We start from the raw sequence: 21577 nt of genomic DNA, 5'->3' as shown, positions 1-21577 counted from the left end.
TCGTTCAACCGGGCGGCTTCAAGCGCTATACTGCGCAGCGCCTCGAATGACCCAGTTTTTCCCTGGAGCGCCTTTTACTCATGAAGGAATTTGCCGCCTCGCTTATCGTCCGTTTGGCGCATTGGTTAGCCAAACTCGAACTGCGTTCCCTACAGCGTCTCGGTGCCGCCATTGGCGACCTGATCTGGTGGTTGCAGTTGAAGCCAGCGCGTATCACTCGGACCAACCTGAACTTCTGCTATCCGCGGGCGACGCCAGACCAGTGTCGGGACCTGGGGCGGCGCAGTATGCAGGACACCGTCAGAACCATTGTTGAGGCAGGCGCGATCTGGGAGTGGCCGTTGGAGCGGAGCCTGGCGCTGGTGCGCGAAGTGGAGGGCGAGGAACTGATCAGAGAGAGCCTGGAAAAGGGCCGCGGCGTGATCGTGCTCGGGCCGCACCTGGGGAATTGGGAACTGACCGGGCTGTACCTGGCTTCGAAATTTCGTATGGCTTCTCTCTATCGGCCGCCGCGCTTACAGGGGCTTGAAAACTACATGCGCAAGGCGCGCAGCAGGAGTGGAGCGGAACTGGTGCCGACCACCAATAAAGGGGTGGCGCGCCTGTTGGCGATCCTGAGAGACGGCGGTGTCGTTGGTATTCTGCCGGACCAGGTGCCTCCGAAGGAAAGCTCGGATTTCGCACCTTTTTTCGGGTTGGAGACCAGTACGATGACATTGGCCTCCCGGCTTTCTGCGCGCACGGGAGCTTCTGTTTTGTGCGCCTATGCGTTGCGTTTGCCCAATGCACAGGGCTTCCGTCTGATCATCAAGCCCGCCGATGGCGTTGAGGCCCCTGACCTAAAATCGTCGTTGACGGCGCTCAATCGCTGTGTCGAAGAGGGAATCTCGCTGGAGCCGTCCCAATATCAGTGGGAGTACCGTCGCTTCAAACGTCGCCCGAAGGGCTTGCCTCGAATCTACTACGAATGAGTGGCGGTAAAGATTTCCGCCTTTCAAGAAACTGTCATGTTCAGGATGCTAAATAGGGCTGAGCGCTGGCGAGCGCTCGAGATGTTCTTGGCGTCCTTTTCCCTCCCACGGGAGACGTCTTTCGGGTCTGGGTGCCTGTTCCGATGAAGCGTCCCGGAGCAGACTGATGGCCAACGTCTGGATTGTATTGCCATTCTCCTGAGACACCCAGTTTTCGGCCCCGGCAGGCAGCGGGGCCTTTTTTAATTTTTGATCTCGCCGTCACTTTTTTGATTGTTCTGCGTTTGTCGCCTACGCTGATGTGACCTTTGTCGCTTTTGTCGGCAAATCCCTGCTAAGGACGCGTATGCGCACTCTGATTCGAGATGCCGGCCTCATAAAGCTGGTAGAAGTTGTCGTCGCAGATGAAAACGCTGGCGTATCCCCTGCTCGTTATGACATCGAGGTCGAGGGGGAGGGCGTCTTACACAGCTTTGCCGAGCGCCAGGAGGCGGAGGGATATTTGCAGATGCTGCTGGGCGACGATGATCAGGCCAATACGTACCAACTCGACTGGGGTTGAATTTTCGAATCTGTCGCTTGTCCCCCGCTTACCATCGCGTAACAACTTGCCCATGCTGCACTTCTGATATTCTCAGGAAATCTCACTTAACTTATTGAAAATAAATATTTAAATTCCATTTTAAAAACCTTTCCAACCTGCGTTTTCGCTGCCGTTATATACGGGTAATGCCGGACTTAGTCGTGTCGGGGGGCTTGCCATAATCGCCGGGCAGATCCAGCGACAAAGGATGACAGCTATGTACGATTGTTCCAGAGTGATCTTCCAGCGCGAAGATGTCCGGGTTCGGGAAATCGATCGCAAGTTTACTTCTGACGGCAGCTATGTCGCACGTTATGCCTTGGAGATTGGCGGAGAGTCACTGTTTCGCCATTTTGTCAGTCTTCTCGAAGTGATGGATGCCGTCGCCACCCTTTTTGCCGAGCGCAATGAACTTCGAATGAAAGTGACGGGTATGCTCCCCGCTGCCGCAGTTGAGAGCCACTTGGGTTGATGCCGTCGTCAGGAGCGGCGGTGACGTGCCAAGGATGAGCTGCCGTTCCTGATTCTCTTCTTTTCTCCTCCCTCCATACTTGCCTTTATCGACTGACGCTGGTTTCAGGCGCCTGCCGTTGCAGGAAAATCCGTTTGTATAAAAGATGATCACCTGTGTGCGTTATGATGATCTTTGTCTGTTTACCGGGTAACAGGGTGCCGGACGGCGAGCAAGGAGCGCAAATTATGAGGAATTCAGGAAAGCGCTGGAGTGGAAACGACGAGAGGACTCTGGTCGACTTGGTCGAGCGGAGGCTGCCGCTTAACGAGATATGCCTGAAACTGGGAAGGAGCCCCAGCGCGGTGAGATCCAAAGCGCAGGAGCTGGGTCTTTCCTTGAAGCCTACCAACCACGGTTCCTGGTAGAGAGTGGCGCAGCGGTTACTTTGACGACCAGTGGCTGCGCCCTCTCTGCCCGTCAACTAGAACCAGGTCGTTTGGTGAGCGTCGCGCTGGAAGCTTTCTGCATTGGTTGCAGAGGCTTGGTCATATAGACCCGACAGGCTCACGTTGGACGTGTGGCCGCTGTAGTTGTGCGAATTCACGTTGAGGTCGCTTCCCGTATTCGCATGAGACACCTGGGTGCGAGGGCTCGTGAACTTCACGGTTGACGGAATGCCGTCATAGTTGTGCGAGTTCACGTTACGGTCGTTGATTGCCTGCTGATGAACTACATACGGTGTCGGCATAACGACCTTGCCACTGGCAACGCCATTGTAATTATGGTCGTTCGCGAAGGCAGCCCCTGAGCCGGTAGCCAAGGCCGCTGCCAGTGCCAGAGCAGTAATTGCAGATGTCGTGTTGATGGTGTTCATGATGAATCTCCTTACGTGGTGCTTGTGTGAGTTCGCTCGGGCTGTCGGTTTGTTTGGCTGCGGGAGCGGTATGGGAGTATTTCATCAGTTTCCCGTATGTAGATAAACTCGCCTTCCATAAACCAATTGTTTATTAAATTGAAACTATGCCCAAAAGGCTTGGCCCGCGGGCCTTTCGGGCGTTCACGGTGTGTTTGGGGGCTGGGGTCTGTGGCTACTACGGATTGCGCTGGATAGGGTGGTTGTGAGAGGCGCTAATTGTTCGTTGATGGATAAGCAATGCTTGGGGGAAGGGCTGGGCTTGGGCTGAGTGGTGGCCAATTGCCTGGTGGTACCGCGAATATTGCGCGGGTGAATGTCTGTTGTTCCTGGAATATTTGTCCCATGAAAAAAAGGCCTAGCTCGTGAGAGCTAGGCCTTTGAATTTTTGGTGCCCGGAGGCGGAATCGAACCACCGACACGGGGATTTTCAATCCCCTGCTCTACCGACTGAGCTATCCGGGCAACGGGGCGCTATTAAACCGATTTGGCCGACGCTAGTCAAGGGTGTTTTTGCGGTTTTACCCCTGATTTTCCGGTGGCACGTAACCTTCGGCGGTATCGTGGGCTTCGTTGTTCAAAAAACGATCCATTTGCACCTGCAGATATTTACGTGCGTTGGGGTCCATCAGATTCAGGTGTTTCTCGTTGATCAGCATGGTCTGCTGTTGCTGCCATTCCTGCCATGCCTTTTTCGAGACGGTTTCGAAGATCTCCTGACCCTTGGCGCCGGGCATGGGGGGAAAGTCGAGGCCGTCCATTTCCTGCTGGTATTTGCGGCAGAGGACCTTACGGCTCATGGGGTTTCTCCTGGGGATGCTTGAATGATGGGGCGATGATAGCAAAAACGTTCAGGGGGCAGGGGCCAGATCGAGCTGGGCCGGTTCCGTTAGCAGCTTACGGATCGGTGCGGGGATACCAGCGCGTACCGCGTCGTCACGAAAATGCCAGCGGCGGTCACTGTCGGCAACGGCCCGGGTGCCGAGGCAGCGCAGCAGGGCGGGCTGGATCTGCAGGTGATAGTGACTGAAGGTGTGGCGCAGGCCGGCCCTGGGCTCGGCGGGCTGGCAGTCCAGCCCCAGGTGGTTGGCGCAGTAGTCCGCCAGTTCCTCGGTATTGAGCGCCGGATCGGCTTCGGGGAGGCTCCATAGGCCGCCCCATATGCCGCTGGGAGGACGACGTTCGAACAGCAGGCGGCCTTCGCCGTCTTCGATCATCAGCATCCAGGTGGCCTTCTCGGGCAGGGTCTTGCGGGGTTTGCGTCCGGGATACTCGGTCGGCGTGCCGCGTTGAAAGGCGGCGCAGCTGTCGTTGATCGGGCATTGCTGGCAGTCGGGCTTGCTACGAGTGCAGAGCAGGGCGCCCAGGTCCATGATGGCCTGGGTGTAGTCGCGGACTCTGTGGTCTGGCGTGTGTGTCTCGGCTTTATCCCACAGTTGGCGCAGCACGTCGGTCTGGCCGGGCCAGCCGGCTATCGCATGATGGCGGGCCAGCACCCGTTTGACGTTGCCGTCGAGAATGCTCGCGCGCTGTTGGAAGGCCTGGGCGAGAATGGCGCCTGCGGTGGATCGACCGATGCCGGGGAGGGATTCCAGGGCTTCGATGTCCTCGGGAAAGGCTCCGCCGAATTGCTCTGAGACCTGTTTCGCGGCTTTGTGGAGATTACGGGCGCGGGCGTAGTAGCCCAGCCCTGACCAGTGTTCGAGCACGTCGTCCAGTGGCGCGTCGGCGAGGGTGGCGACATCCGGGAAGCGCTGCATGAAACGCTCGAAGTAGGGAATGACCGTGGCGACCTGGGTCTGCTGGAGCATGATCTCCGAAATCCAGACCCGGTAGGCTGAGCGATCCTGATGCCAGGGCAGGTCCTGACGACCGTGTTGGTCATACCAGGACAGCAGCTTGTCGGCGAATGTCGTCATTGTCCCTCGTTGTTCTCTGTTATTGCTCGTTGCCGCTTGTTGCGTTACTTGAACAGGTTCTTGAGCTGGTTCTTCAGGTTTTCGGTTGAATCCTGCTGGCTGCCGTCGCTCTTCTGCGAGTTTTTGTCGAGCAGTTTCTGCAAGGCGTCGCTGGCCTTGGTTTTCAGCTCTTGGGTTGCCATACCTTTCAGGACGTCGCCAAAGCGGGCCGTATCAAACCGGCAAAGGGACTTGCTGTTGCCGGTCAGGCTGCCGTCGCATTTAACCGGGATCACTACACCCTGTATGCGAGGATTGACGCGGCAGGCCTTGTCCTTGCTGATCTCGCCGACCACGCGCAGGCCCAGTTTGTAATCGAGAGCCATCTGCTTGAGATCGACGGTGCCGTTACCGCCCAGGGCCAGGCCCACCAGCTTGGCGCTGAGGTCGGTGTTGTTGAGGGTGTTGCCGTTGATCTTCACGGTACCCTGTAACTGGTCGAAGGGGGTTTTGTCCGGCCAGTTACCGGTGTCGATGCTGTCCTTATTCAGACGGGCAATCCCCTCACAGGCCTTGGCGGTCAGGTTCATGCCCTCCAGTGCGCCATTGGCGATATTGAAGCTGGCTTCGCCGTTGGCATTCTGGCGCAGGGTGGAGATGCGGTTGCCCTCGGTTTTTACGTCAGCCTTCAGGTTGACTGCTCCGGATACCAGTTTGACCTTGGCCAGGTCGGTCAGCAACGGCAGGGTCTGGATCCCCTTGAGGTCGTTGTGGAGCTGCCAGGTCGGTTTGCTGCTGCGGGCGTCGAGGCTGGCCGTTGTGGCAAAGCTGCCATCGTACATCTTGCCGTTGAGTGCCTTGAGTTGAATCAGGCCCTTATTGCCCGTCGCCTGAACCTGGATGTCGGAGATCTTGAGGTTTTCCGCGGTGAGCTTGCCAAGTCCCAGTTTTACGTCGAAGTTAAGCTGGCGCAGCGTATCCAGCGGCAGCAGGTCCTTCTCGGGGGTGTTGGCTGCGGGGGAGGGGCTGCCGGAACTGCTTTGCTGTTGAGAGGCTGCCGTTTCGGTGGTTTTGCCCTTGGCTGCCTTGGGCGGCAGGTAGCGGTCCACGTTCAACTGATCGCCGTTAAGGTCGGCACCGATGAAGCCGCTGAGCAGGTTGTAGCCCAGAGAACCTTTGAAGTTGGAGTCGTCCAGTGTCAGTTGGAACGGCTTGAGGTTAAGTTGTCCGCCGCTCCCGGAGATCTGGGTTTGCAGTGCGACTTTTTTCAGGACGCTGTCATCCTGCGTCTTGATATCGGGTTGGCCGAGATCGTCGAGCAGCTTGCGGACCGAGAAGGGTTTGATCGCCAGCTCGCCCTTGATATCGGGTTTGTTGTTGAAGCCGGTAATGTCGGCGCTGGTGGTCAGCGTGATATTGGCCACCTGCAGCTCCAGGCCGCTCAGTGACGCCATCTGTTTGTCGAGATCGGCTGTTACGGCACCGGTCAGTTTGGCGTCGACAGACTTGCCGTTGAAAGGCTGTCCCTGTGCGGTGACTTTGGTGCTGAGGTCGGATATCGCGAACTTCTTCAGGCTCTTGTCGGCGAATACCTTGGCGCTCAATGTTGCGTCGATGCCCATCTGTGGTTTTGCGTTGTCGACATGGAATGACAGGTCGAGCGGGAAGGTCTTGCCGGGTGCAATATTGCTCGCGGTCAGGTTGAGTTTTTCCAGTGCAACCTTCTGGCCCGTGGCGGCGTCCGCATAGTGAATCTGGGCATCGCTTATCTTGACGCTGTTGACGTCGAACTGTAGCGGCTTGCCGGCCTGGGCCGTTTGCGGTTGCGACGGTTGGGGCTGGGGCGCTGCTTTCGCGGGAGTCTGCAGTGTCTTCGTTGCCGCGGGCGCCTCCGCCACAATGCGGGTCCAGTTGCCGACGCCTTCCTTGTTCTTGCTCAATTCGGCATTGAGGCCATCGAGTTCGAAGGTGCCGACGGAAGGCTGCAGGCGTAGGAGCGACCAGAAGTCGATCTCCGCGATCAGCCGGTTGACACGGATGAAGGGTTTGCCATCGAGGTCTGCTGCCACGTCGTTCAGTTTCAGGCCGATCGGGAACAGGGACCAGCCAATGTCGCCGTTCAGCTTGAGATCGAGGCGGGTATGGCTTTCCACCGCTTTTTCGATTTGCGGTTTATAGTCGTTGGGGTTGATCACCGATACCGCAACGACGACTCCGATGACCGCGAGGACAATCAGAGCAAGCAGGGTCCAGAGTGCGTAGCGTAGCGCTTTCATCGTCAAGCGTTCCTTTTCCGTGTCCATTTCTGTCCGCTGGGATCCAGGGGGGCTGGATCATCACGCCGTGTCCATCAATCGGCGGTTGGATGCCGCCAGCATACCTCAGCCACCATAAATTAAAAGTTGATACGCTGCCTTGTTGCGATAGGTTTCCTGGCTGATTCGTAACCTTTTCGATAATATCCCGATGTTCGGCCTCCTGGTCTGGCACCGCAAGCTGGCGCGTCAATCTGGAATGACAAGGGCAAACTGCTGGCCGAGGCAGTTTGCCGCGACAAAACCGTCTGTAATGACAAAAGACGGCAACGACAAAAGCGGTAACTACAAAAATAGTAACCGGCGCTGCCGGTGTTCTTAATAGGAGTTGAATGTGGCGATTAATATTGCGATCGAGATCAGTCGTGAGTTCGACCTTGCGGCGAGCTTCGACGACGTGTTCGAGCTGTTGGCGGATGTTCCTCGCTCGGCGAGTCATTTCCCCAAGCTGCATAACCTCGAGGACCTGGGAGGCAATGCGTTTCGCTGGGAAATGGAAAAAATCGGCGTTGACAAGCATGCCCTGCAGACGATTTATGCCTGTAAGTATTTCTCTGACAAGGATAAAGGGCGTATCTGGTGGGAGCCCGTCAAAGGTGAGGGCAACGGTGTTGTGAAGGGCTCCTGGAGCCTCACGCGCAATGGCGACGACCGTACGCATGCGTCCTTCCATACGGAGGCTGAGCTATCTCTACCGCTGCCGAGCCTGCTCAAGCTGGCTATCAGTCCGGTGGTCAAGCATGAGTTCAACTCGCTGGTGGACGTCTACACCCGCAACCTGCAGGCTGCTTTCCAGTAAGCCGCAGTTGGCGCGACGGGGCGCGTGATTGCAGGTATAATGCGCGCTCTGTATTTGCCATTCCTTTGAGGTCAGAGTCGACATGTCCGAACGCAAGGCCCGGGTCGAACGCAATACGCTCGAAACCCAGATTACCGTGTCCATTAACCTGGATGGGACCGGCGAAGCCCGGTTCGATACCGGGGTGCCTTTCCTGGAGCATATGCTGGATCAGGTAGCACGGCATGGTTTGGTGGACCTGGATATCCAGGCCAAAGGGGACCTGCATATCGACGCGCACCATACGGTCGAGGATATCGGCATTACGCTGGGCCAGGCGTTTCGCCAGGCCGTGGGCGATAAAAAGGGTGTGCGGCGATACGGACATGCCTATGTGCCGCTGGACGAGGCCCTGTCCCGTGTCGTGCTCGATCTGTCCGGCCGCCCGGGACTGGAAATGCATGTGCCCTTTACCCGGGCGATGATCGGTGGCTTCGATGTCGACCTGTTCGGTGAATTCTTCCAGGGCTTCGTCAATCACGCCATGGTGACGCTGCACATCGACAATCTGCGTGGGAATAACTCCCATCACCAGATCGAAACCGTCTTCAAGGCATTCGGTCGTGCCCTGCGCATGGCTATCGAGCATGATGAGCGTATGGGGTCGGCCACGCCGTCGACCAAAGGCGCGCTCTAACCACCTGTCATGTTGAATTGATTATTGCTAGTAAGGCGTGCCGTCTTTGTTGGGGGCACTCCTCATAGCGTTGTCAAAACCGAGGTCGGTATGAAAACCGTTGCCATTATCGATTACGGCATGGGTAACCTGCATTCCGTGAGCAAGGCCGTGGAGCACGTGGCGCCCGACACCCGGGTGCTGGTGACTGCCGAGCCGGACCTGATCCGGGAAGCCGACAGGGTCATCCTGCCAGGCGTTGGGGCTATTCGTGACTGCATGGCGGAAATGCGCAGGCTGAATGTGGACAAGCTGGTTCTCGAGGTATACCGGGATCGTCCGCTGCTGGGTATTTGTGTCGGAATGCAGGCGCTGATGGCCCATAGCGAGGAAAATGAGGGTGTCGATACCATAGGCCTGTTTCCCGCGACGGTGCGCTATTTTGGTGATCACCTGATGAATGGCGAAGAGCGTCTCAAGGTTCCGCACATGGGGTGGAATGAGGTTTTCCAGAGTCGCGATCATCCGCTCTGGCATCAGATCGACGACGGCGAGCGCTTCTATTTTGTCCATAGCTATTATGTCGCAGCCGAGGGAAACCCGGATGTTGTCGGTCACACCCGTTACGGGGTCGATATCGCGGCAGCGGTTGCGCGTGACAATGTCTTCGCCGTGCAGTTCCACCCGGAAAAGAGTCATCGTGCCGGCCTGCAACTGCTGCGTAATTTCGTGAATTGGTCGGGCGCCTGAGCCTCCGGCCTGGATTGAGAACCTATTGGATACCGCCATGCTGATTATTCCCGCCATCGACCTCAAAGACGGCAAGTGTGTTCGCCTGCGTCAGGGACGGATGGATGATTCCACCGTTTTCTCCGACGATCCGGTGCAAATGGCTGAGCGCTGGGTGAACGCTGGTGCGCGTCGGCTGCACCTCGTCGATCTCAATGGCGCTTTCGCCGGTGAGCCGGTCAATGGCGAAATCGTCAAGGCGATTGCGCGTCGGTTCCCCGATCTGCCGATTCAGATCGGTGGCGGCATTCGTTCGCCGGAAACGATCCAGGCGTATCTGGATGCGGGAGTGCATTGGGTCATTATCGGCACCAAGGCGGTCAAGGAACCCGAGTTTGTCACCGAAATGTGCACCAGGTTTCCCGGTCACATCATCGTTGGCCTGGATGCGAAGGACGGCAAGGTGGCAACTGATGGCTGGGCGGAAGTTTCCTCGGTCGATGCAGTCGAGCTTGCCTGCCGTTTTGCCGATGACGGCGTCAGCGCTATCGTGTACACCGATATCGCGCGCGATGGCATGATGCAGGGCGTGAATGTAGAGGCTACGGTGCGCCTGGCAGAGAAGTCACGTCTTCCGGTGATCGCTTCAGGTGGCGTGACCGATATGGAGGATATCAAGCGTTTGACGGCTGTGGCGGACCGGGGAATCCTCGGCGCGATTACCGGCCGTGCCATCTATGAAGGTACGCTGGACGTTGCCGAGGCCCAGGCCTGGAGCGATCAGCAACTGCAGCAGCGCTAAGAGGAAGGGCTCTCCTATGTCACTGGCGAAGCGCATCATTCCCTGTCTGGACGTCGACAAAGGGCGCGTGGTCAAGGGCGTCAATTTTGTCGATATCCGCGATGCCGGCGATCCGGTTGAAGTTGCCCGGCGCTATAACGAGCAGGGGGCCGACGAAATTACCTTTCTCGATATCACGGCCAGTCATGAAAGCCGGGATACCACCTACGAGACTGTCGAGCGGATGGCCAGCGAGGTCTTCATTCCGCTGACGGTTGGCGGTGGCGTGCGCACCGTCGAAGATATCCGCAACCTGTTGAATGCCGGTGCGGACAAGGTCAGCATCAACACCGCAGCGGTCTTTCGTCCCGAGTTCGTCCGCGAGGCTTCCGAGCGTTTCGGCAGTCAGTGCATTGTGGTGGCAATCGACGCCAAGCGTGTCAACGGTGAAGGCGAGCCGGCGCGTTGGGAAATTTTCACCCATGGCGGGCGCAAGCCGACCGGACTGGATGCGGTCGAGTGGGCGCAGCGGATGACGGCATATGGCGCAGGGGAAATCCTGCTGACCAGCATGGATCGGGATGGTACCAAGGCGGGTTTCGATCTGGGGGTGACACGCGCTATCAGCGATGCGGTGTCAGTGCCGGTGATTGCCTCGGGAGGTGTCGGGAACCTGCAGCACTTGGTGGATGGCATCAAGCTGGGTGGTGCCGATGCCGTGCTGGCCGCTTCCATCTTTCATTTCGGCGAATTCACCGTGCCTCAGGCAAAGGCGTTTATGCGGGCTCAGGGAGTCGAGGTCCGTTTATAAAGCCGTGCCATCGGTTTTCGTGTCCAGCTTCAGAGTGGGGCCTTCTTCCCACTCTTCCTAAGCCTTTCTTCCCTTTTTGCTCTTCAATTCAGGCGCGCCTGCGATGGTCTGGCGGTTCCGCTTCGAAGCGTGCTCGACATGTCGATCTGTCCCAGCGCCATGTTCGGCAGTATGGCTTCCTTATGACTGGCAAACATCACATGGTTGTCGTTACGGATGTGCCAGAGCCCGCTGACGGTGGCAACGGCGATACCTTCGGCGTCCAGTTGCGGCAGGTGCTGCTCCAGGTATTCCACGGTTGCCGGATGCGGGTGACCGATAGCTACTGCCGTACCGTCCTTGCGCGCGATGTCCAATAGCCGCTTGAACTGAACGTCGATGGCCTGCTCTGTCTGCACGTCGTCCAGGAAGACGTCGCGGCTCAGGTTGGGTATCTGATATTGGTTCGCCACGTTCGCAGCGACCGACGTGGCAATGGTGCGGCTGTCGACGAAATACAGCGGATAGCGGGATATCTCTTCCATCACCCAGTCCATTGGCCGCACTTCCTGGGTGAGAAGGCTACCCATATGGTTGTTCACGCCTTGCACATAAGGGATGCTTTGCAGCGCATGAAGCAGGGTCCTGGTGAAGGTGACCTCGTCCATATTCGGCGTCAGTCCGGCGGCCCCAAGCGGCAGGTTGCGGGTGTTCGCCATCGGCATGTGGAGCATGATTTCCTTGCCCAGGCCGTGGGCCTCGATGGCCTGCTCGTGGGTAAACGGGCGAAACGGCAGGAAGGATAGCGTCAGCGGGTAATTGAGGTGGATCAGGCGTTCGCCCCAGGAGCCGGCGTTGCCCATGTCATCAATAATGATGGCGATAGTGGGTGGTGTTTGTCGCGGTTGCGCCGACACCATGGCCGCTGCCAGTATCGCCATGCCGCCGAGCATCAGCCCGGCGACATGAACGAATAGCCGGCGCGACGGCTTCGTCACGATTTAGTGCCCTTCTGGCTGCTGCTCTTATTCTTCAGTGCGCCAGTATCGTCGGCAGGTATCGTCGTAGGTCCCTTCTCGCGGAAGATGGTCAGGCCCTTCAGCAAGTTCAGCGCGGAGCGCAGTTGGAAGTCGCGATCGATTGCCTTCTCCTTGTTGGCATCCTTGTCTTCTTCCTTTGTAATCTTCTCGCGTGCCTTCTTGGCGTTGACCTTATCGTTGGTCAGGTGACCCGTCAGGTCCGCTTCCGTGAAGAAGGGCTGGCTGTCGGTTTCCGTTAGCTTGGCCTGTTTTACCTCGATATCCGGAGTAATACCGACCGCCTGGATGGAGCGTCCGCTCGGCGTGTAATAACGTGCCGTTGTCAGCTTGATGGCGGAGTCCTCACCCAGTGGCATCACCGTTTGCACGGAACCCTTGCCGAAGGATCGGGTGCCCATGATCACGGCGCGGTGGTTATCCTGCAGGGCGCCGGAGAGAATTTCCGAGGCCGATGCCGAGCCACCGTTGATCAGTACCACAATGGGGATGCCGTGCGTGATATCGCCCGGTTTTGCGCTGAAACTGAGCTGTGAACTCGGGATGCGGCCTTTGGTGTATACGATCAGGCCCTTGTTCAGCATGCTGTCGGCAACGCTGACGGCTGCCTGCAAAACACCGCCGGGATTGTTGCGCAGATCGAGGACGAGTCCCTTGAGGGGGCCTTTATTGACTTTTTCGAGCGACTTGAAGCCCTTGATGAACTGTTCGCCGGTGCCGGCCTGGAATTCGGTGATCCGCAGGTAGCCGTAACCGGGTTCAAGCAGGTGCGTCTTGACGCTGGTGACCTTGATGATGGCGCGCTTGAGCTTGACATCGAAGGGCCCGCTCTTGCCTTCGCGAACGATGGTCAGCGTGATTTCGGAGCCGGCCTTGCCGCGCATCATGTTGACCGCTTCTTCCAGGGTCATGCCTTTGACCGGATGATCGTTGATCTTGATGATCAGGTCACCGGGTTGCATACCGGCTTTCTGGGCAGGTGTATCGTCGATCGGTGTAATGACTTTGACGAAGCCGTTTTCCAGGCCGACCTCAAGACCCAGTCCACCGAATTCGCCGGTGGTGGTCTCTTCCAGGGCACTGAAATCCTTGGGCCCCATATAGGCGGAGTGCGGGTCCAGGCTGTCCACCATTCCTTTGATGGCATTGTTCAGCAGGGTCGTGTCGGAAACCTTCTCGACGTAGGTCTCCTTAATCCGTTGAAACACCTCGGTGAACTTGCGCAGCTCGTCCAGCGGCAATGGAGCATTTTCGCTCTGGCCCGCGTCCACCGGTGTGTTGTCGGTGTTGTCCGAATTGGCGCCGGGAGAAGCCGGCGATAATACCGGGGACGGCATGACCGGTGTGGGCGTCTTGCCGGGCGTGGCAGGCTGGCCCTGAGCATTGAACGCCAGCGTCATGGAAAGGGAGGCTGCCGCCAGGGTCCTGAACAGAGTACGTCGGGCAAGTTTCATCGATTCGTCCTGTTCCTCGTTAGACAGTACGCGGGACTTTCCCGCTTTGAGGTTGAGTCATTCCAGGGAAAACCCTGCAAGTATGGTGTTGTTTTCGGGCTTTGTCAGCGTCACTTTCGCAGCCAGCGCAAAGGGTTAACCGGTCTGCCATGGTGACGTATCTCAAAGTAGAGTCCTGTGGTATCGGCTCCGCCACTATTGCCGGCCAGCGCAATGGTTTCGCCGGCACTGACCCAATCGCCGGTCCGTTTCATCAGGCTGTTGTTGTGACCATATAGGGTCATGTAGCCGTGCCCATGATCGATAATGATCAACAACCCGAAGCCGCGGAGCCAGTTGGCGAATACGACCCGGCCGTAGTGGACCGCGATGACCGGAGCGTTGGCGCTGGTGGCGATCAGTATGCCGTTGCGGTGTAGCTTCCCATCCGCCACCGGGGCGCCGTAGTGGCCAACCACTCTACCATGAGTCGGCCAGGGAAGTTTAGCGCGTAGTTTGCCGAAGGGCGTGCTGTCCTTGGGGAGCGGCATATTGGCGACGGCAGACTGTACCTTGTCCAGCAGTTTCTCCAGGCGTTGCTGGTTGGCCTTGAGGTTGGTCAACTCCTGTTGCTTGTCGGTAATCTCCGACTTCAACTTGGCCAGGGTGTCCTTGCGCTCGGATTGTTGCTTGCCGAGGTCGTCTCGCTTGGCTTTCAGCTTTTCCTGGGTGTCCGCCAGGGCGAGCTGGGCCTGGGTGGTTTCCTGGCGGGTGCTTTGGAGTTCTGAAAGGGTGTCGTTGAACTGCTTGAGTTGAGCGACATCTTGCCGGCTCAGGTAACTGTAATAGGTCATGGTGCGCGCGACCTGTTGGGGGTCGGCTTGATTCAGCAGCACCTTGAGTGCGGGGGCGTCGCCCTGCATCCAGGCGGCACGGATCTGCGCCTTCAGGCCCTGCTTCTGCGACTCGAGTTGGCCGCGGAGTTTATTTTCCCTGTCGGATAACTGCTTGAGTTTTGCAGAGAGTGAGTCGCTTTTGCTTTGCAGGTCCTGCAATTGCAGGTTGAGACTGCCGATCTGGCGCTCAGTGTCGCGCAGTGTTTCCAGGAGCTTGTTGCGGTGTATCTGGGCGTGGTTCAGCCACTGGGTGACCGCCTTGATGCGGGTTTTCAGGGCTTCCAGCTTTTGGGGCGACACGCTGTCTTCGGCATGGGCTGGTGGTGCCGGCAGCAGCGCGCCCAGCGTCAGGCAGCACAGTAGCAGCCATCGGGTCAGATGGTGCCTGTCGAACCAGGATTGGTGGTGCAGATTAGGCATGAATAAGGCGCCATATGGCCGCTTCCGACGAATTTCGGAAGCGGCGCAGGGAGATTATCCTCCCAGTTTTACCAGAGAATGGCCTGTCATTTCATGCGGTTGGTCGATATGCATCAAACTCAGCAGCGACGGTGCCACATCGCTCAGGCGACCGCCGTCTTCCAGGGAAACCGCCTGCGGCCCGACGTAGACCAGCGGTACCGGGCCGGTCGTGTGGGCGGTATGTGCCTGACCGGACTGCTCGTCACGCATTTGTTCGCAGTTACCGTGGTCGGCGGTGATCAGGCATTGCCCGCCGACTTTCTCGAGTGCCGCCGCAACGCGGGCCAGGCACTGGTCGATGCACTCCGCCGCCTTGACCGCAGCATCGAAGTTTCCGGTGTGGCCGACCATGTCGCCGTTGGCATAGTTGCAGACGATCAGGTCGAAGCGACCGCTCTCGATAGCTTCGACCAGTTTGTCGGTCACCTCGGGAGCGCTCATCTCCGGTTTGAGGTCATAGGTGGCCACATGGGGCGAAGGGATCAGGATGCGCTCTTCACCGGGGAAGGGTTCTTCCCGGCCACCGCTGAAGAAAAAGGTGACATGGGCATATTTTTCCGTTTCGGCGATGCGTAGCTGTGTTCGTCCCAGGCCGGACACATACTCGCCAAGACTGTTGTTCAGGTCTTCGGGCGGATAGGCGCAGGACGTTTTGATGTCTGCGGCGTACTCGGTCAGCATGACGAAGTCGGCCAACTTTGCCTGCTGCTGCCGTTCGAAACCGTCGAAGTCCGGGGTGACGAAGGCGCGGGTCATTTCGCGGGCGCGGTCGGCACGGAAATTCATGAACAGGATGCAGTCGCCGTCGTTGACGCCGACGTCTTCCTGCCCCTGCGCCTGGATGCGCGTGGCCTTGACGAATTCGTCGTCTTCGCCCCGCTCGTAGGCGGCCATCAGGCCGGCAACGGCATCGTCGGCGCTGTAGTCGGCCTCGCCCCGCGTAATGAGGTTATAGGCGCTTTCGACACGATCCCATCGGTTGTCCCTGTCCATGGCGTAGTAGCGGCCGACAATGGAGGCGACACGGCCAACACCAAGTTCGTCCAGCTTTGCCGACATTTTCTGCAGGGAGGGCTCGGCGCTGCGGGGCGGCATGTCTCGCCCATCGAGAAAGGCGTGAACATAGACCCGGCGTGCGCCGCGGCGGGCGGCCAGTTCGCAGGCTGCATGAATGTGGTCTTCGTGGCTGTGCACACCGCCCGGAGACAGCAGGCCCAGGATATGTACGGCACCGTTGTCGCCAACGGCCTTGTCGATGGCCTGGGTCAAGACCGGATTTTCATAGAAACCGCCGTCGGCGATATCCTTCGTGATTCGCGTGAAGCTCTGATAAACGATACGACCGGCACCAAGGTTCATGTGACCGACCTCGGAGTTGCCCATCTGTCCGTCCGGCAGCCCCACGGCCATGCCGGAGGTGGCGATCAGCGTGTTGGGCCTGCTGGCCAGCAGCTGATTCCAGAACGGCAGGTGGGCATTGCTGATGGCGTTATCGCCGGCAGGATCGCGATGGCCCCAGCCATCAAGAATGATCAGGGCAGTCGGTTTGCGGGTATCAGTCATCACTCAACTCGGTTGCAGGGGTTTCAGAGCCCCGGATTTTACCTGTTTTGACCCGGCTAGGCTATGCGGCGCACCTTCTGTCCGGGAGGCTCCCTGTGTATAATCGCCGCCACATCCATCGTAGGCTGAATCAATGGAAAGGCTGTTTGAATTTGCTGTCAACCACTGGATCCTGGTGGTGATCTTCGCAGCATTGCTGGCTGCGTTAATGTTGTTGGAATCGTTCCGCGCCGGGCGCAAGATTTCGCCGAATGAAGCGGTTAGCCTGATCAATAAGGATCAGATGGTGGTCGTGGACTTGCGCGAACGCAAAGATTTTACGGCCGGACATATTACCGGGTCGCTGCATATTCCCCTGGCCAACCTGCAGGAGCGCATCTCCGAGCTGAAGAAGCATGAGGGGCAGCAGATCCTGCTCGTGTGCAGAACCGGGCAGTCGGCCGGTGCCGCCGTGAAGATGCTGAACAAGGCCGGTTTCAAGAATGCAGTACGGCTGCGAGGTGGCGTTGAGGAGTGGAGAGGCAGTAACCTGCCCCTAATCCGTAAGTAAACGGCCACGCGTCGTTACGCTCCGGGGAGTGGTCCCGTCTGATAAGTGTGGAGTCGATTATGTCGTCGGTGATGCTTTACACCACCCGCTATTGTCCTTTCTGTGTCCGGGCAAAGCGGTTGCTCGATAGCAAGGGTGTTACCTACACGGAGATTGCTGTGGACGACGATTACCGGCTACGTCAGGAAATGATGCAGAAAAGCGGTCGTCATACGGTGCCGCAAATCTGGATCGGGGACCGCCACGTCGGCGGCTGCGATGAACTCTACGCGCTTGAGCGTAGTGGCGAATTGGACCGGTTGCTGTCTGCAAGCTGATCGGATGGTCGGTTTCACAGTTCTGTCAGCGGACTGGTCTATATAATGTACGTCTATAATAGGGACCTTCGGCGCATAGCGGCGACAGGTGATGTTGGGCTAAAGGCGCACATCAGACTGAATACCAACACAACACGACGACACTAGATAGAAGGGTTCGACATGGCAGACGAGCAACAGCCGACCGAAGGGCAGCCGCAATTCGCCCTGCAGCGTATTTATACCAAGGATATTTCCTTCGAATCTCCGAGCGCGCCGCTGGTGTTTCAGGAACAGTGGCAGCCGCAGGTCAACCTGGACCTGAATACCTCGAACGAACGTCTGAACGATACCCAGTTCGAAGTGGTGCTGTCCCTGACCGTGACGGCCAAGGTGGGTGAAAAAACGGCATTTATCGTTGAGGTGCAGCAGGCGGGTGTCTTCTTTATCTCCGGATTCGAAGGCGACCAGCTCGGCCACATGCTGGGTGCATACTGCCCCAATATCCTTTTCCCCTACGCCCGCGAATTGATTGACAGTCTGGTCAATCGTGGCAGTTTCCCGGCACTGATGCTGTCGCCGGTCAACTTCGATGCTATCTATGCGCAGGCTCTCCAGCGTCAGCAGGAAGAAGCGCAGAGCGACAGCACCGCGCACTGAGCCTTCGGTCAGTGTCGCTGCGGAGTGTGTTATCCCGCAGCGACCTGTCTCTTATATAGCCCCCTCGAAATCCAGCTGGCGCCAGACTTCATAGGCGATCAGCGCCACTGTATTGGACAGGTTCAGACTGCGGCTCTGCGGCAGCATGGGCACACGCAGCCAATTCGACTCCGTAAGCTGCTGGCGGATCTCCAGCGGCAGGCCGCGAGACTCCGGTCCAAACATCAGATAATCGTCCGACCTGAACGCGACCTCATGGTGATAGCGCTTGCCTTTGGTGGTCAGGGCAAATAGCCGCTCGGGTTGTTCCTGGGCCAGGAAGGCCTCGAAGTCCCGATGTACGGTCAGCGAGGCGAATTCCCGGTAATCCAGGCCAGCGCGGCGAAGCCGGCGATCGTCGATTTCGAAGCCCAGCGGCTCGATCAGGTGCAGGCGAAAGCCGGTGTTCGCGCACAGCCGGATAATGTTTCCGGTATTGGGCGGGATTTCCGGCTCGAACAGAACGATGTGCGGCATGCTTCCGATTTCTCGTCAGCCTCAGGCCGGGCGCTCGACGGCGAGTGCCACGCCCATGCCGCCGCCGATACACAGCGTTGCCAGACCTTTGCTGACATTACGTCTGCGCATTTCGTGGAGCAGGGTGACCAGGATGCGGCATCCTGATGCGCCGATCGGATGGCCCAGCGCAATGGCTCCCCCATTCACGTTCACCTTGCTCGTATCCCACCCCAGTTCCCGGTTGACCGAAAGCGATTGGGCCGCGAAGGCTTCATTGGCCTCGATCAGGTCGAGATCGTCAATGCTCCAACCGGCGCGCTCGAGGCAACGGCGGGTGGCGGGTACCGGGCCGGTTCCCATGATAGCGGGATCGACGCCGGCGTTGGCGTACCCGCGGATCACTGCCAACGGCTCCAGGCCCAGGGCCTTGGCTTTTTCGGCGCTGCAGACGATGACAGCAGCGGCGCCGTCGTTCAGGGATGAGGCGTTGCCGGCGGTCACGCTGCCATCAGCCTTGAAGGCCGGGCGCAGGCGGGAAAGGCCTTCCGCGGTGACGCCGTCGCGTGGACCTTCGTCGCGATCAAAGCGGATCGGGTCGCCTTTGCGCTGGGGGATCTCGACGGGGACGATTTCGTCGGCAAAACGATTGGCTTCCTGTGCGGCGACCGCCTTCTGTTGGGAGGCGGCGGCGAAGGCGTCTTGCTCCTCACGGGTGAAGCCGTACTTGGCGACAATATTCTCCGCCGTGATGCCCATGTGATAGCCGTTGAAGGCATCCCAGAGGCCGTCATTGATCATGGTGTCAATCATTGCCCAGTTGCCCATGCGCTGGCCGGTGCGGCTGTTGGGCAGAACGTGCGGTGCCAGGCTCATATTCTCCTGGCCGCCAGCGATGATCAGGTCGGCATCGCCGCAAGCGATGGCCTGGGCGGCGAGATGAACGGCCTTCAGGCCGGAGCCGCAGACCTTGTTGATGGTCATGGCTGGTACCGCATCGGGCAGGCCGCCACGAATCGATGCCTGGCGGGCCGGGTTCTGGCCGCTGCCGGCCGTCAGTACCTGGCCGAGAATGACTTCGTCGACGTCTGCCGGCGCGATGTCGGTATCTTCCAGCAACTGCCGGATAACGGTGGCGCCCAGAGTGTCGGCGCTCAGGCCGGCGAGAGCCCCGCCGAAGCTGCCAATGGCGGTACGGCGTGCGGCGGCAATCACAACATCGCGCATCGATAAGTCTCCACAGTATTAAGGTGATGAGTTGCGGCTATTCTACCGCAAAGCGGTTATTGGTTCAGGGTTCGTCCGCCATCGACCGCAATGATTTGTCCAGTGACGAAGGGTGCTTCACAGGCGAGCCAGGTAATGGTGTCCGCAATATCGGAGGGCTGACCGGTCCGCCCCAGCGGAGTTTGGGAGAGGATGCGCTGTTGATAGTCCGCGTCGATGGTCTCTCCGTTGTCCGGCCAGAGGATAGCGCCCGGCGATACACCGTTGACGCGGACATCCGGCGCCAGATCGCGCGCCAGGGCGCGTGTCAGCATGGCCAGCGCGGCCTTGCTGGCGCAGTAAAGCGGATGTTGCGGCAAGGGGCGCTCGGCATAGATGTCGATCAGGTTGACGACGTTACCTTGAGTGGCTTTCAGCGCGGGGAGGCATTGTTGAACGAGGAAAAATGGTGCCCGGACATTGGTGTGCATGATGCTGTCCCAATCATCGAGCGTCGCCGTGTCCGTCGGCGCCGGATAGAACAGGGAGGCATTATTGACCAGCAGGTCAAGGCGTTGCCAGTGCCCGGTAGCCGCTTTCGCCAGCGCCAAGACCTGATCGCTTGCCTCGAGGTCTGCCTGCAGCGGGTGTGCAGATTCCGGGCGAATGCCATTCAGGTTCCTGGCCAGCTTGAGAGCCTTGTCGGCGCTGTGGCGGTAATGGATAAGCACGCGGTAGCCACGGGCATGCAGAGCTTGGGCTGTGGCGGCGCCGAGTCGTTGAGCGGCTCCGGTGATGAGGGCGACAGGCGCGTCCGTGATCATAGGCTTTCGAGGGCCATCAGGAGGTTTTCCTTTGCGTTTTCAATGTCTCGGTAATACGAGCCAGACGCTCCCGTTGGATCGCTTCGCCCAGCGCTTTTCCCTGAAAACCCTCTTCCATCAAGGCTCTCGGGTTGACCGACTGCGCAGCCTGCAGGGCCGCGCGGAACAGGTTCGCCTGGGGGTAGGGGCGATCACTCAGGCCGGTGCGTCCCCGTGCGTCGGCTTCACAGGCGATAAGGAAACGCTCGAAACGGTCGGGTCGCCGCCAGGCGTCGCCAGCGTCCAATACCTTGAGATAGGTTTCTGGCCGCAATTCGCCGGCGCGGTGCACGTGCGTGTGGTACTGCGCGGTCAGTAAGGCTAGATCGCGGCACTCGTTAGGGACCTTCCAGCGTTCGCTGACCTGACGGATCAGGGGGAGCCCCCGCGTTTCGTGGGCGATGTGTCGGGGCCACTCCGCCTGCGGCGTCAGACCTTTCCCCAGGTCGTGCATCAGGGCGGCAAAACGCACATCGGTTGCGTCGCTGAGTCGGCAGGCCTGCTCCAGGCAGAGCAGGCTGTGCTCGCCGGTATCGATTTCCGGATGATGCTCAGGCGGCTGCGGCACGCCAAAGAGTGCGTCGAGTTCAGGAAACAGGACAGCAAGGGCGCCGCAGCGACGCAGCACATCAAAGAAGACGCGCGGCTGCCTTTCCTGCAGGGCCCGCTGCGTTTCCTGCCAGACGCGTTCGGCCACCAGGTGATCGACTTCTCCGGCCGCCACCATGTCCTGCATCAGTTGCATCGTTTCCGGCGCCACTTCAAAACCCAGGACGGCAAAGCGAGCAGCGAAGCGGGCAATGCGCAGTATACGCAGTGGGTCCTCGCTGAAGGCAGGGGATACGTGGCGCAACTGTTTATTGTCGAGATCCCGCTGGCCGCCAAATGGATCGACCAGTTCTCCCTCCGGAGTTTGGGCCATGGCGTTGATGGTCAGGTCGCGACGGCGCAAATCCTCTTCGAGAGTGACATCCGGTGCGCTATAGATGGAAAAACCGTGATAACCATGGCCCTGCTTGCGTTCTGTGCGGGCGAGGGCATATTCCTCGCGAGTGTCGGGGTGCAGGAATACCGGGAAATCAGCACCAACCTGGCGAAATCCCTGTGCGAGCATGTCTTCCGGGCGGGCCCCCACCACGACCCAGTCCCGGTCCTGAACCGGGAGTCCCAGCAGTCCGTCGCGAACGGCGCCTCCGACCAGATAGATTTGCACTGCTGCTCTCCTCAA

The 21577-nt window shown here is 58.9% G+C and carries 23 protein-coding genes and 1 tRNA gene; 11 read left to right on the top strand and 13 right to left on the bottom strand.

Annotation, left to right across the window (positions count from 1 at the left end):
• Positions 1-80: 80 nt before the first annotated feature.
• From CLR77_RS01955 to CLR77_RS01945, 3 genes are all read left to right on the top strand, one after another.
• Positions 81-971: a lysophospholipid acyltransferase family protein gene (locus CLR77_RS01955; RefSeq protein ID WP_097458901.1), complete on the top strand. Its 891-nt coding sequence runs from the start codon at positions 81-83 to the stop codon at positions 969-971.
• A gap of 346 nt (positions 972-1317) precedes the next feature.
• Positions 1318-1533, top strand: a complete 216-nt coding sequence (locus CLR77_RS01950; protein ID WP_097458900.1) for a hypothetical protein — start codon at positions 1318-1320, stop codon at positions 1531-1533.
• Between the two features lie 238 nt (positions 1534-1771).
• On the top strand, positions 1772-2026 hold the full coding sequence (locus CLR77_RS01945; protein ID WP_097458899.1) for a hypothetical protein: 255 nt from the start codon (positions 1772-1774) through the stop codon (positions 2024-2026).
• Between the two features lie 463 nt (positions 2027-2489).
• On the opposite strand, the gene CLR77_RS01935 is transcribed toward CLR77_RS01945, so the two are convergent.
• The 5 genes from CLR77_RS01935 to CLR77_RS01915 form a co-directional block, all read right to left on the bottom strand.
• Positions 2490-2882, bottom strand: a complete 393-nt coding sequence (locus CLR77_RS01935; RefSeq protein WP_097458897.1) for a hypothetical protein — start codon at positions 2880-2882, stop codon at positions 2490-2492.
• A gap of 428 nt (positions 2883-3310) precedes the next feature.
• A tRNA-Phe gene (locus CLR77_RS01930) sits at positions 3311-3386 on the bottom strand.
• A 56-nt stretch (positions 3387-3442) separates the two neighbouring features.
• Entirely contained in the window at positions 3443-3721 is a 279-nt protein-coding gene (locus tag CLR77_RS01925) for an oxidative damage protection protein (RefSeq protein WP_097458896.1), read from the bottom strand.
• A 51-nt stretch (positions 3722-3772) separates the two neighbouring features.
• A complete protein-coding gene (gene mutY, locus CLR77_RS01920) occupies positions 3773-4840 on the bottom strand; it encodes an A/G-specific adenine glycosylase (protein ID WP_097458895.1) in 1068 nt (355 codons plus the stop codon).
• A 44-nt stretch (positions 4841-4884) separates the two neighbouring features.
• The gene (locus CLR77_RS01915; protein ID WP_158227098.1) at positions 4885-7095 is read right to left on the bottom strand and encodes an AsmA family protein; all 2211 of its coding nucleotides are present in this window, start codon (positions 7093-7095) and stop codon (positions 4885-4887) included.
• A 373-nt stretch (positions 7096-7468) separates the two neighbouring features.
• On the opposite strand from CLR77_RS01915, the gene CLR77_RS01910 reads away from it, so the two are divergent.
• From CLR77_RS01910 to hisF, 5 genes are all read left to right on the top strand, one after another.
• Complete coding sequence (locus CLR77_RS01910; protein WP_097458893.1) at positions 7469-7933, top strand: SRPBCC family protein; 465 nt, start codon at positions 7469-7471, stop codon at positions 7931-7933.
• Between the two features lie 82 nt (positions 7934-8015).
• A complete protein-coding gene (gene hisB, locus CLR77_RS01905) occupies positions 8016-8609 on the top strand; it encodes an imidazoleglycerol-phosphate dehydratase HisB (RefSeq protein ID WP_097458892.1) in 594 nt (197 codons plus the stop codon).
• A 90-nt stretch (positions 8610-8699) separates the two neighbouring features.
• Complete coding sequence (gene hisH, locus CLR77_RS01900; RefSeq protein WP_097458891.1) at positions 8700-9338, top strand: imidazole glycerol phosphate synthase subunit HisH; 639 nt, start codon at positions 8700-8702, stop codon at positions 9336-9338.
• Between the two features lie 37 nt (positions 9339-9375).
• Positions 9376-10119: a 1-(5-phosphoribosyl)-5-[(5-phosphoribosylamino)methylideneamino]imidazole-4-carboxamide isomerase gene (hisA, locus tag CLR77_RS01895; RefSeq protein WP_097458890.1), complete on the top strand. Its 744-nt coding sequence runs from the start codon at positions 9376-9378 to the stop codon at positions 10117-10119.
• 16 nt (positions 10120-10135) lie between these two features.
• Complete coding sequence (gene hisF / locus CLR77_RS01890; protein WP_097458889.1) at positions 10136-10909, top strand: imidazole glycerol phosphate synthase subunit HisF; 774 nt, start codon at positions 10136-10138, stop codon at positions 10907-10909.
• Positions 10910-10992: 83 nt separating this feature from the next.
• On the opposite strand, the gene CLR77_RS01885 is transcribed toward hisF, so the two are convergent.
• The 4 genes from CLR77_RS01885 to gpmI form a co-directional block, all read right to left on the bottom strand.
• Positions 10993-11841: a divergent polysaccharide deacetylase family protein gene (locus tag CLR77_RS01885; RefSeq protein ID WP_097459647.1), complete on the bottom strand. Its 849-nt coding sequence runs from the start codon at positions 11839-11841 to the stop codon at positions 10993-10995.
• A gap of 41 nt (positions 11842-11882) precedes the next feature.
• A complete protein-coding gene (locus CLR77_RS01880; RefSeq protein WP_406564941.1) occupies positions 11883-13379 on the bottom strand; it encodes a S41 family peptidase in 1497 nt (498 codons plus the stop codon).
• Positions 13380-13489: 110 nt separating this feature from the next.
• Positions 13490-14674 carry a murein hydrolase activator EnvC family protein gene (locus tag CLR77_RS01875; RefSeq protein ID WP_097458888.1) on the bottom strand — a complete coding sequence of 395 codons (1185 nt, stop codon included), beginning with the start codon at positions 14672-14674 and terminating at the stop codon, positions 13490-13492.
• 54 nt (positions 14675-14728) lie between these two features.
• Positions 14729-16279, bottom strand: coding sequence for a 2,3-bisphosphoglycerate-independent phosphoglycerate mutase (gpmI, locus tag CLR77_RS01870; protein ID WP_097458887.1), 1551 nt, complete (start codon positions 16277-16279; stop codon positions 14729-14731).
• A gap of 133 nt (positions 16280-16412) precedes the next feature.
• Here gpmI and CLR77_RS01865 point away from each other — a divergent pair, with 133 nt between their 5' ends.
• The 3 genes from CLR77_RS01865 to secB all read left to right on the top strand — a co-directional run bounded on the left by CLR77_RS01865 (position 16413) and on the right by secB (position 17785).
• A complete protein-coding gene (locus CLR77_RS01865) occupies positions 16413-16829 on the top strand; it encodes a rhodanese-like domain-containing protein (RefSeq protein ID WP_097458886.1) in 417 nt (138 codons plus the stop codon).
• A gap of 59 nt (positions 16830-16888) precedes the next feature.
• Complete coding sequence (gene grxC / locus CLR77_RS01860; RefSeq protein ID WP_097458885.1) at positions 16889-17146, top strand: glutaredoxin 3; 258 nt, start codon at positions 16889-16891, stop codon at positions 17144-17146.
• A gap of 162 nt (positions 17147-17308) precedes the next feature.
• Positions 17309-17785, top strand: coding sequence for a protein-export chaperone SecB (secB, locus tag CLR77_RS01855; protein ID WP_097458884.1), 477 nt, complete (start codon positions 17309-17311; stop codon positions 17783-17785).
• Between the two features lie 51 nt (positions 17786-17836).
• Here secB and trmL read toward each other — a convergent pair whose 3' ends face one another.
• Genes trmL through CLR77_RS01835 form a run of 4 tightly spaced genes read right to left on the bottom strand, consistent with a single transcriptional unit; the run spans position 17837 to position 21562 of the window.
• Positions 17837-18301 (bottom strand): tRNA (uridine(34)/cytosine(34)/5-carboxymethylaminomethyluridine(34)-2'-O)-methyltransferase TrmL, encoded by a 465-nt coding sequence (gene trmL / locus CLR77_RS01850; RefSeq protein ID WP_097458883.1) that lies wholly within the window; start codon positions 18299-18301, stop codon positions 17837-17839.
• A gap of 21 nt (positions 18302-18322) precedes the next feature.
• Positions 18323-19507, bottom strand: a complete 1185-nt coding sequence (locus CLR77_RS01845; protein WP_097458882.1) for an acetyl-CoA C-acetyltransferase — start codon at positions 19505-19507, stop codon at positions 18323-18325.
• A gap of 56 nt (positions 19508-19563) precedes the next feature.
• Complete coding sequence (locus tag CLR77_RS01840) at positions 19564-20310, bottom strand: pteridine reductase (protein WP_097458881.1); 747 nt, start codon at positions 20308-20310, stop codon at positions 19564-19566.
• A 16-nt stretch (positions 20311-20326) separates the two neighbouring features.
• The gene (locus CLR77_RS01835; RefSeq protein ID WP_097458880.1) at positions 20327-21562 is read right to left on the bottom strand and encodes a multifunctional CCA addition/repair protein; all 1236 of its coding nucleotides are present in this window, start codon (positions 21560-21562) and stop codon (positions 20327-20329) included.
• Positions 21563-21577: the final 15 nt, after the last annotated feature.

The sequence above is a fragment of the Mangrovitalea sediminis genome (assembly GCF_002514725.1).
Classification (GTDB): Bacteria; Pseudomonadota; Gammaproteobacteria; order Pseudomonadales; family Oleiphilaceae; genus Mangrovitalea; species Mangrovitalea sediminis.
This window is presented reverse-complemented; position numbering and strand designations above follow the sequence as displayed.

Bases quoted from the DNA above. Each gene is read 5' to 3' on its own strand.
- CLR77_RS01955 (WP_097458901.1), top strand. From the start codon at position 81: ATGAAGGAATTTGCCGCCTCGCTTATCGTCCGTTTGGCGCATTGGTTA.
- gpmI (WP_097458887.1), bottom strand. From the start codon at position 16,279: ATGACTGATACCCGCAAACCGACTGCCCTGATCATTCTTGATGGCTGG.
- CLR77_RS01950 (WP_097458900.1), top strand. From the start codon at position 1,318: ATGCGCACTCTGATTCGAGATGCCGGCCTCATAAAGCTGGTAGAAGTT.
- CLR77_RS01840 (WP_097458881.1), bottom strand. From the start codon at position 20,310: ATGATCACGGACGCGCCTGTCGCCCTCATCACCGGAGCCGCTCAACGA.
- trmL (WP_097458883.1), bottom strand. From the start codon at position 18,301: ATGCCGCACATCGTTCTGTTCGAGCCGGAAATCCCGCCCAATACCGGA.
- hisH (WP_097458891.1), top strand. From the start codon at position 8,700: ATGAAAACCGTTGCCATTATCGATTACGGCATGGGTAACCTGCATTCC.
- secB (WP_097458884.1), top strand. From the start codon at position 17,309: ATGGCAGACGAGCAACAGCCGACCGAAGGGCAGCCGCAATTCGCCCTG.
- CLR77_RS01865 (WP_097458886.1), top strand. From the start codon at position 16,413: ATGGAAAGGCTGTTTGAATTTGCTGTCAACCACTGGATCCTGGTGGTG.
- CLR77_RS01935 (WP_097458897.1), bottom strand. From the start codon at position 2,882: ATGAACACCATCAACACGACATCTGCAATTACTGCTCTGGCACTGGCA.
- CLR77_RS01925 (WP_097458896.1), bottom strand. From the start codon at position 3,721: ATGAGCCGTAAGGTCCTCTGCCGCAAATACCAGCAGGAAATGGACGGC.
- CLR77_RS01875 (WP_097458888.1), bottom strand. From the start codon at position 14,674: ATGCCTAATCTGCACCACCAATCCTGGTTCGACAGGCACCATCTGACC.
- CLR77_RS01885 (WP_097459647.1), bottom strand. From the start codon at position 11,841: ATGCTCGGCGGCATGGCGATACTGGCAGCGGCCATGGTGTCGGCGCAA.
- hisB (WP_097458892.1), top strand. From the start codon at position 8,016: ATGTCCGAACGCAAGGCCCGGGTCGAACGCAATACGCTCGAAACCCAG.
- CLR77_RS01880 (WP_406564941.1), bottom strand. From the start codon at position 13,379: ATGAAACTTGCCCGACGTACTCTGTTCAGGACCCTGGCGGCAGCCTCC.
- mutY (WP_097458895.1), bottom strand. From the start codon at position 4,840: ATGACGACATTCGCCGACAAGCTGCTGTCCTGGTATGACCAACACGGT.
- hisF (WP_097458889.1), top strand. From the start codon at position 10,136: ATGTCACTGGCGAAGCGCATCATTCCCTGTCTGGACGTCGACAAAGGG.
- CLR77_RS01945 (WP_097458899.1), top strand. From the start codon at position 1,772: ATGTACGATTGTTCCAGAGTGATCTTCCAGCGCGAAGATGTCCGGGTT.
- hisA (WP_097458890.1), top strand. From the start codon at position 9,376: ATGCTGATTATTCCCGCCATCGACCTCAAAGACGGCAAGTGTGTTCGC.
- CLR77_RS01915 (WP_158227098.1), bottom strand. From the start codon at position 7,095: ATGAAAGCGCTACGCTACGCACTCTGGACCCTGCTTGCTCTGATTGTC.
- grxC (WP_097458885.1), top strand. From the start codon at position 16,889: ATGTCGTCGGTGATGCTTTACACCACCCGCTATTGTCCTTTCTGTGTC.
- CLR77_RS01845 (WP_097458882.1), bottom strand. From the start codon at position 19,507: ATGCGCGATGTTGTGATTGCCGCCGCACGCCGTACCGCCATTGGCAGC.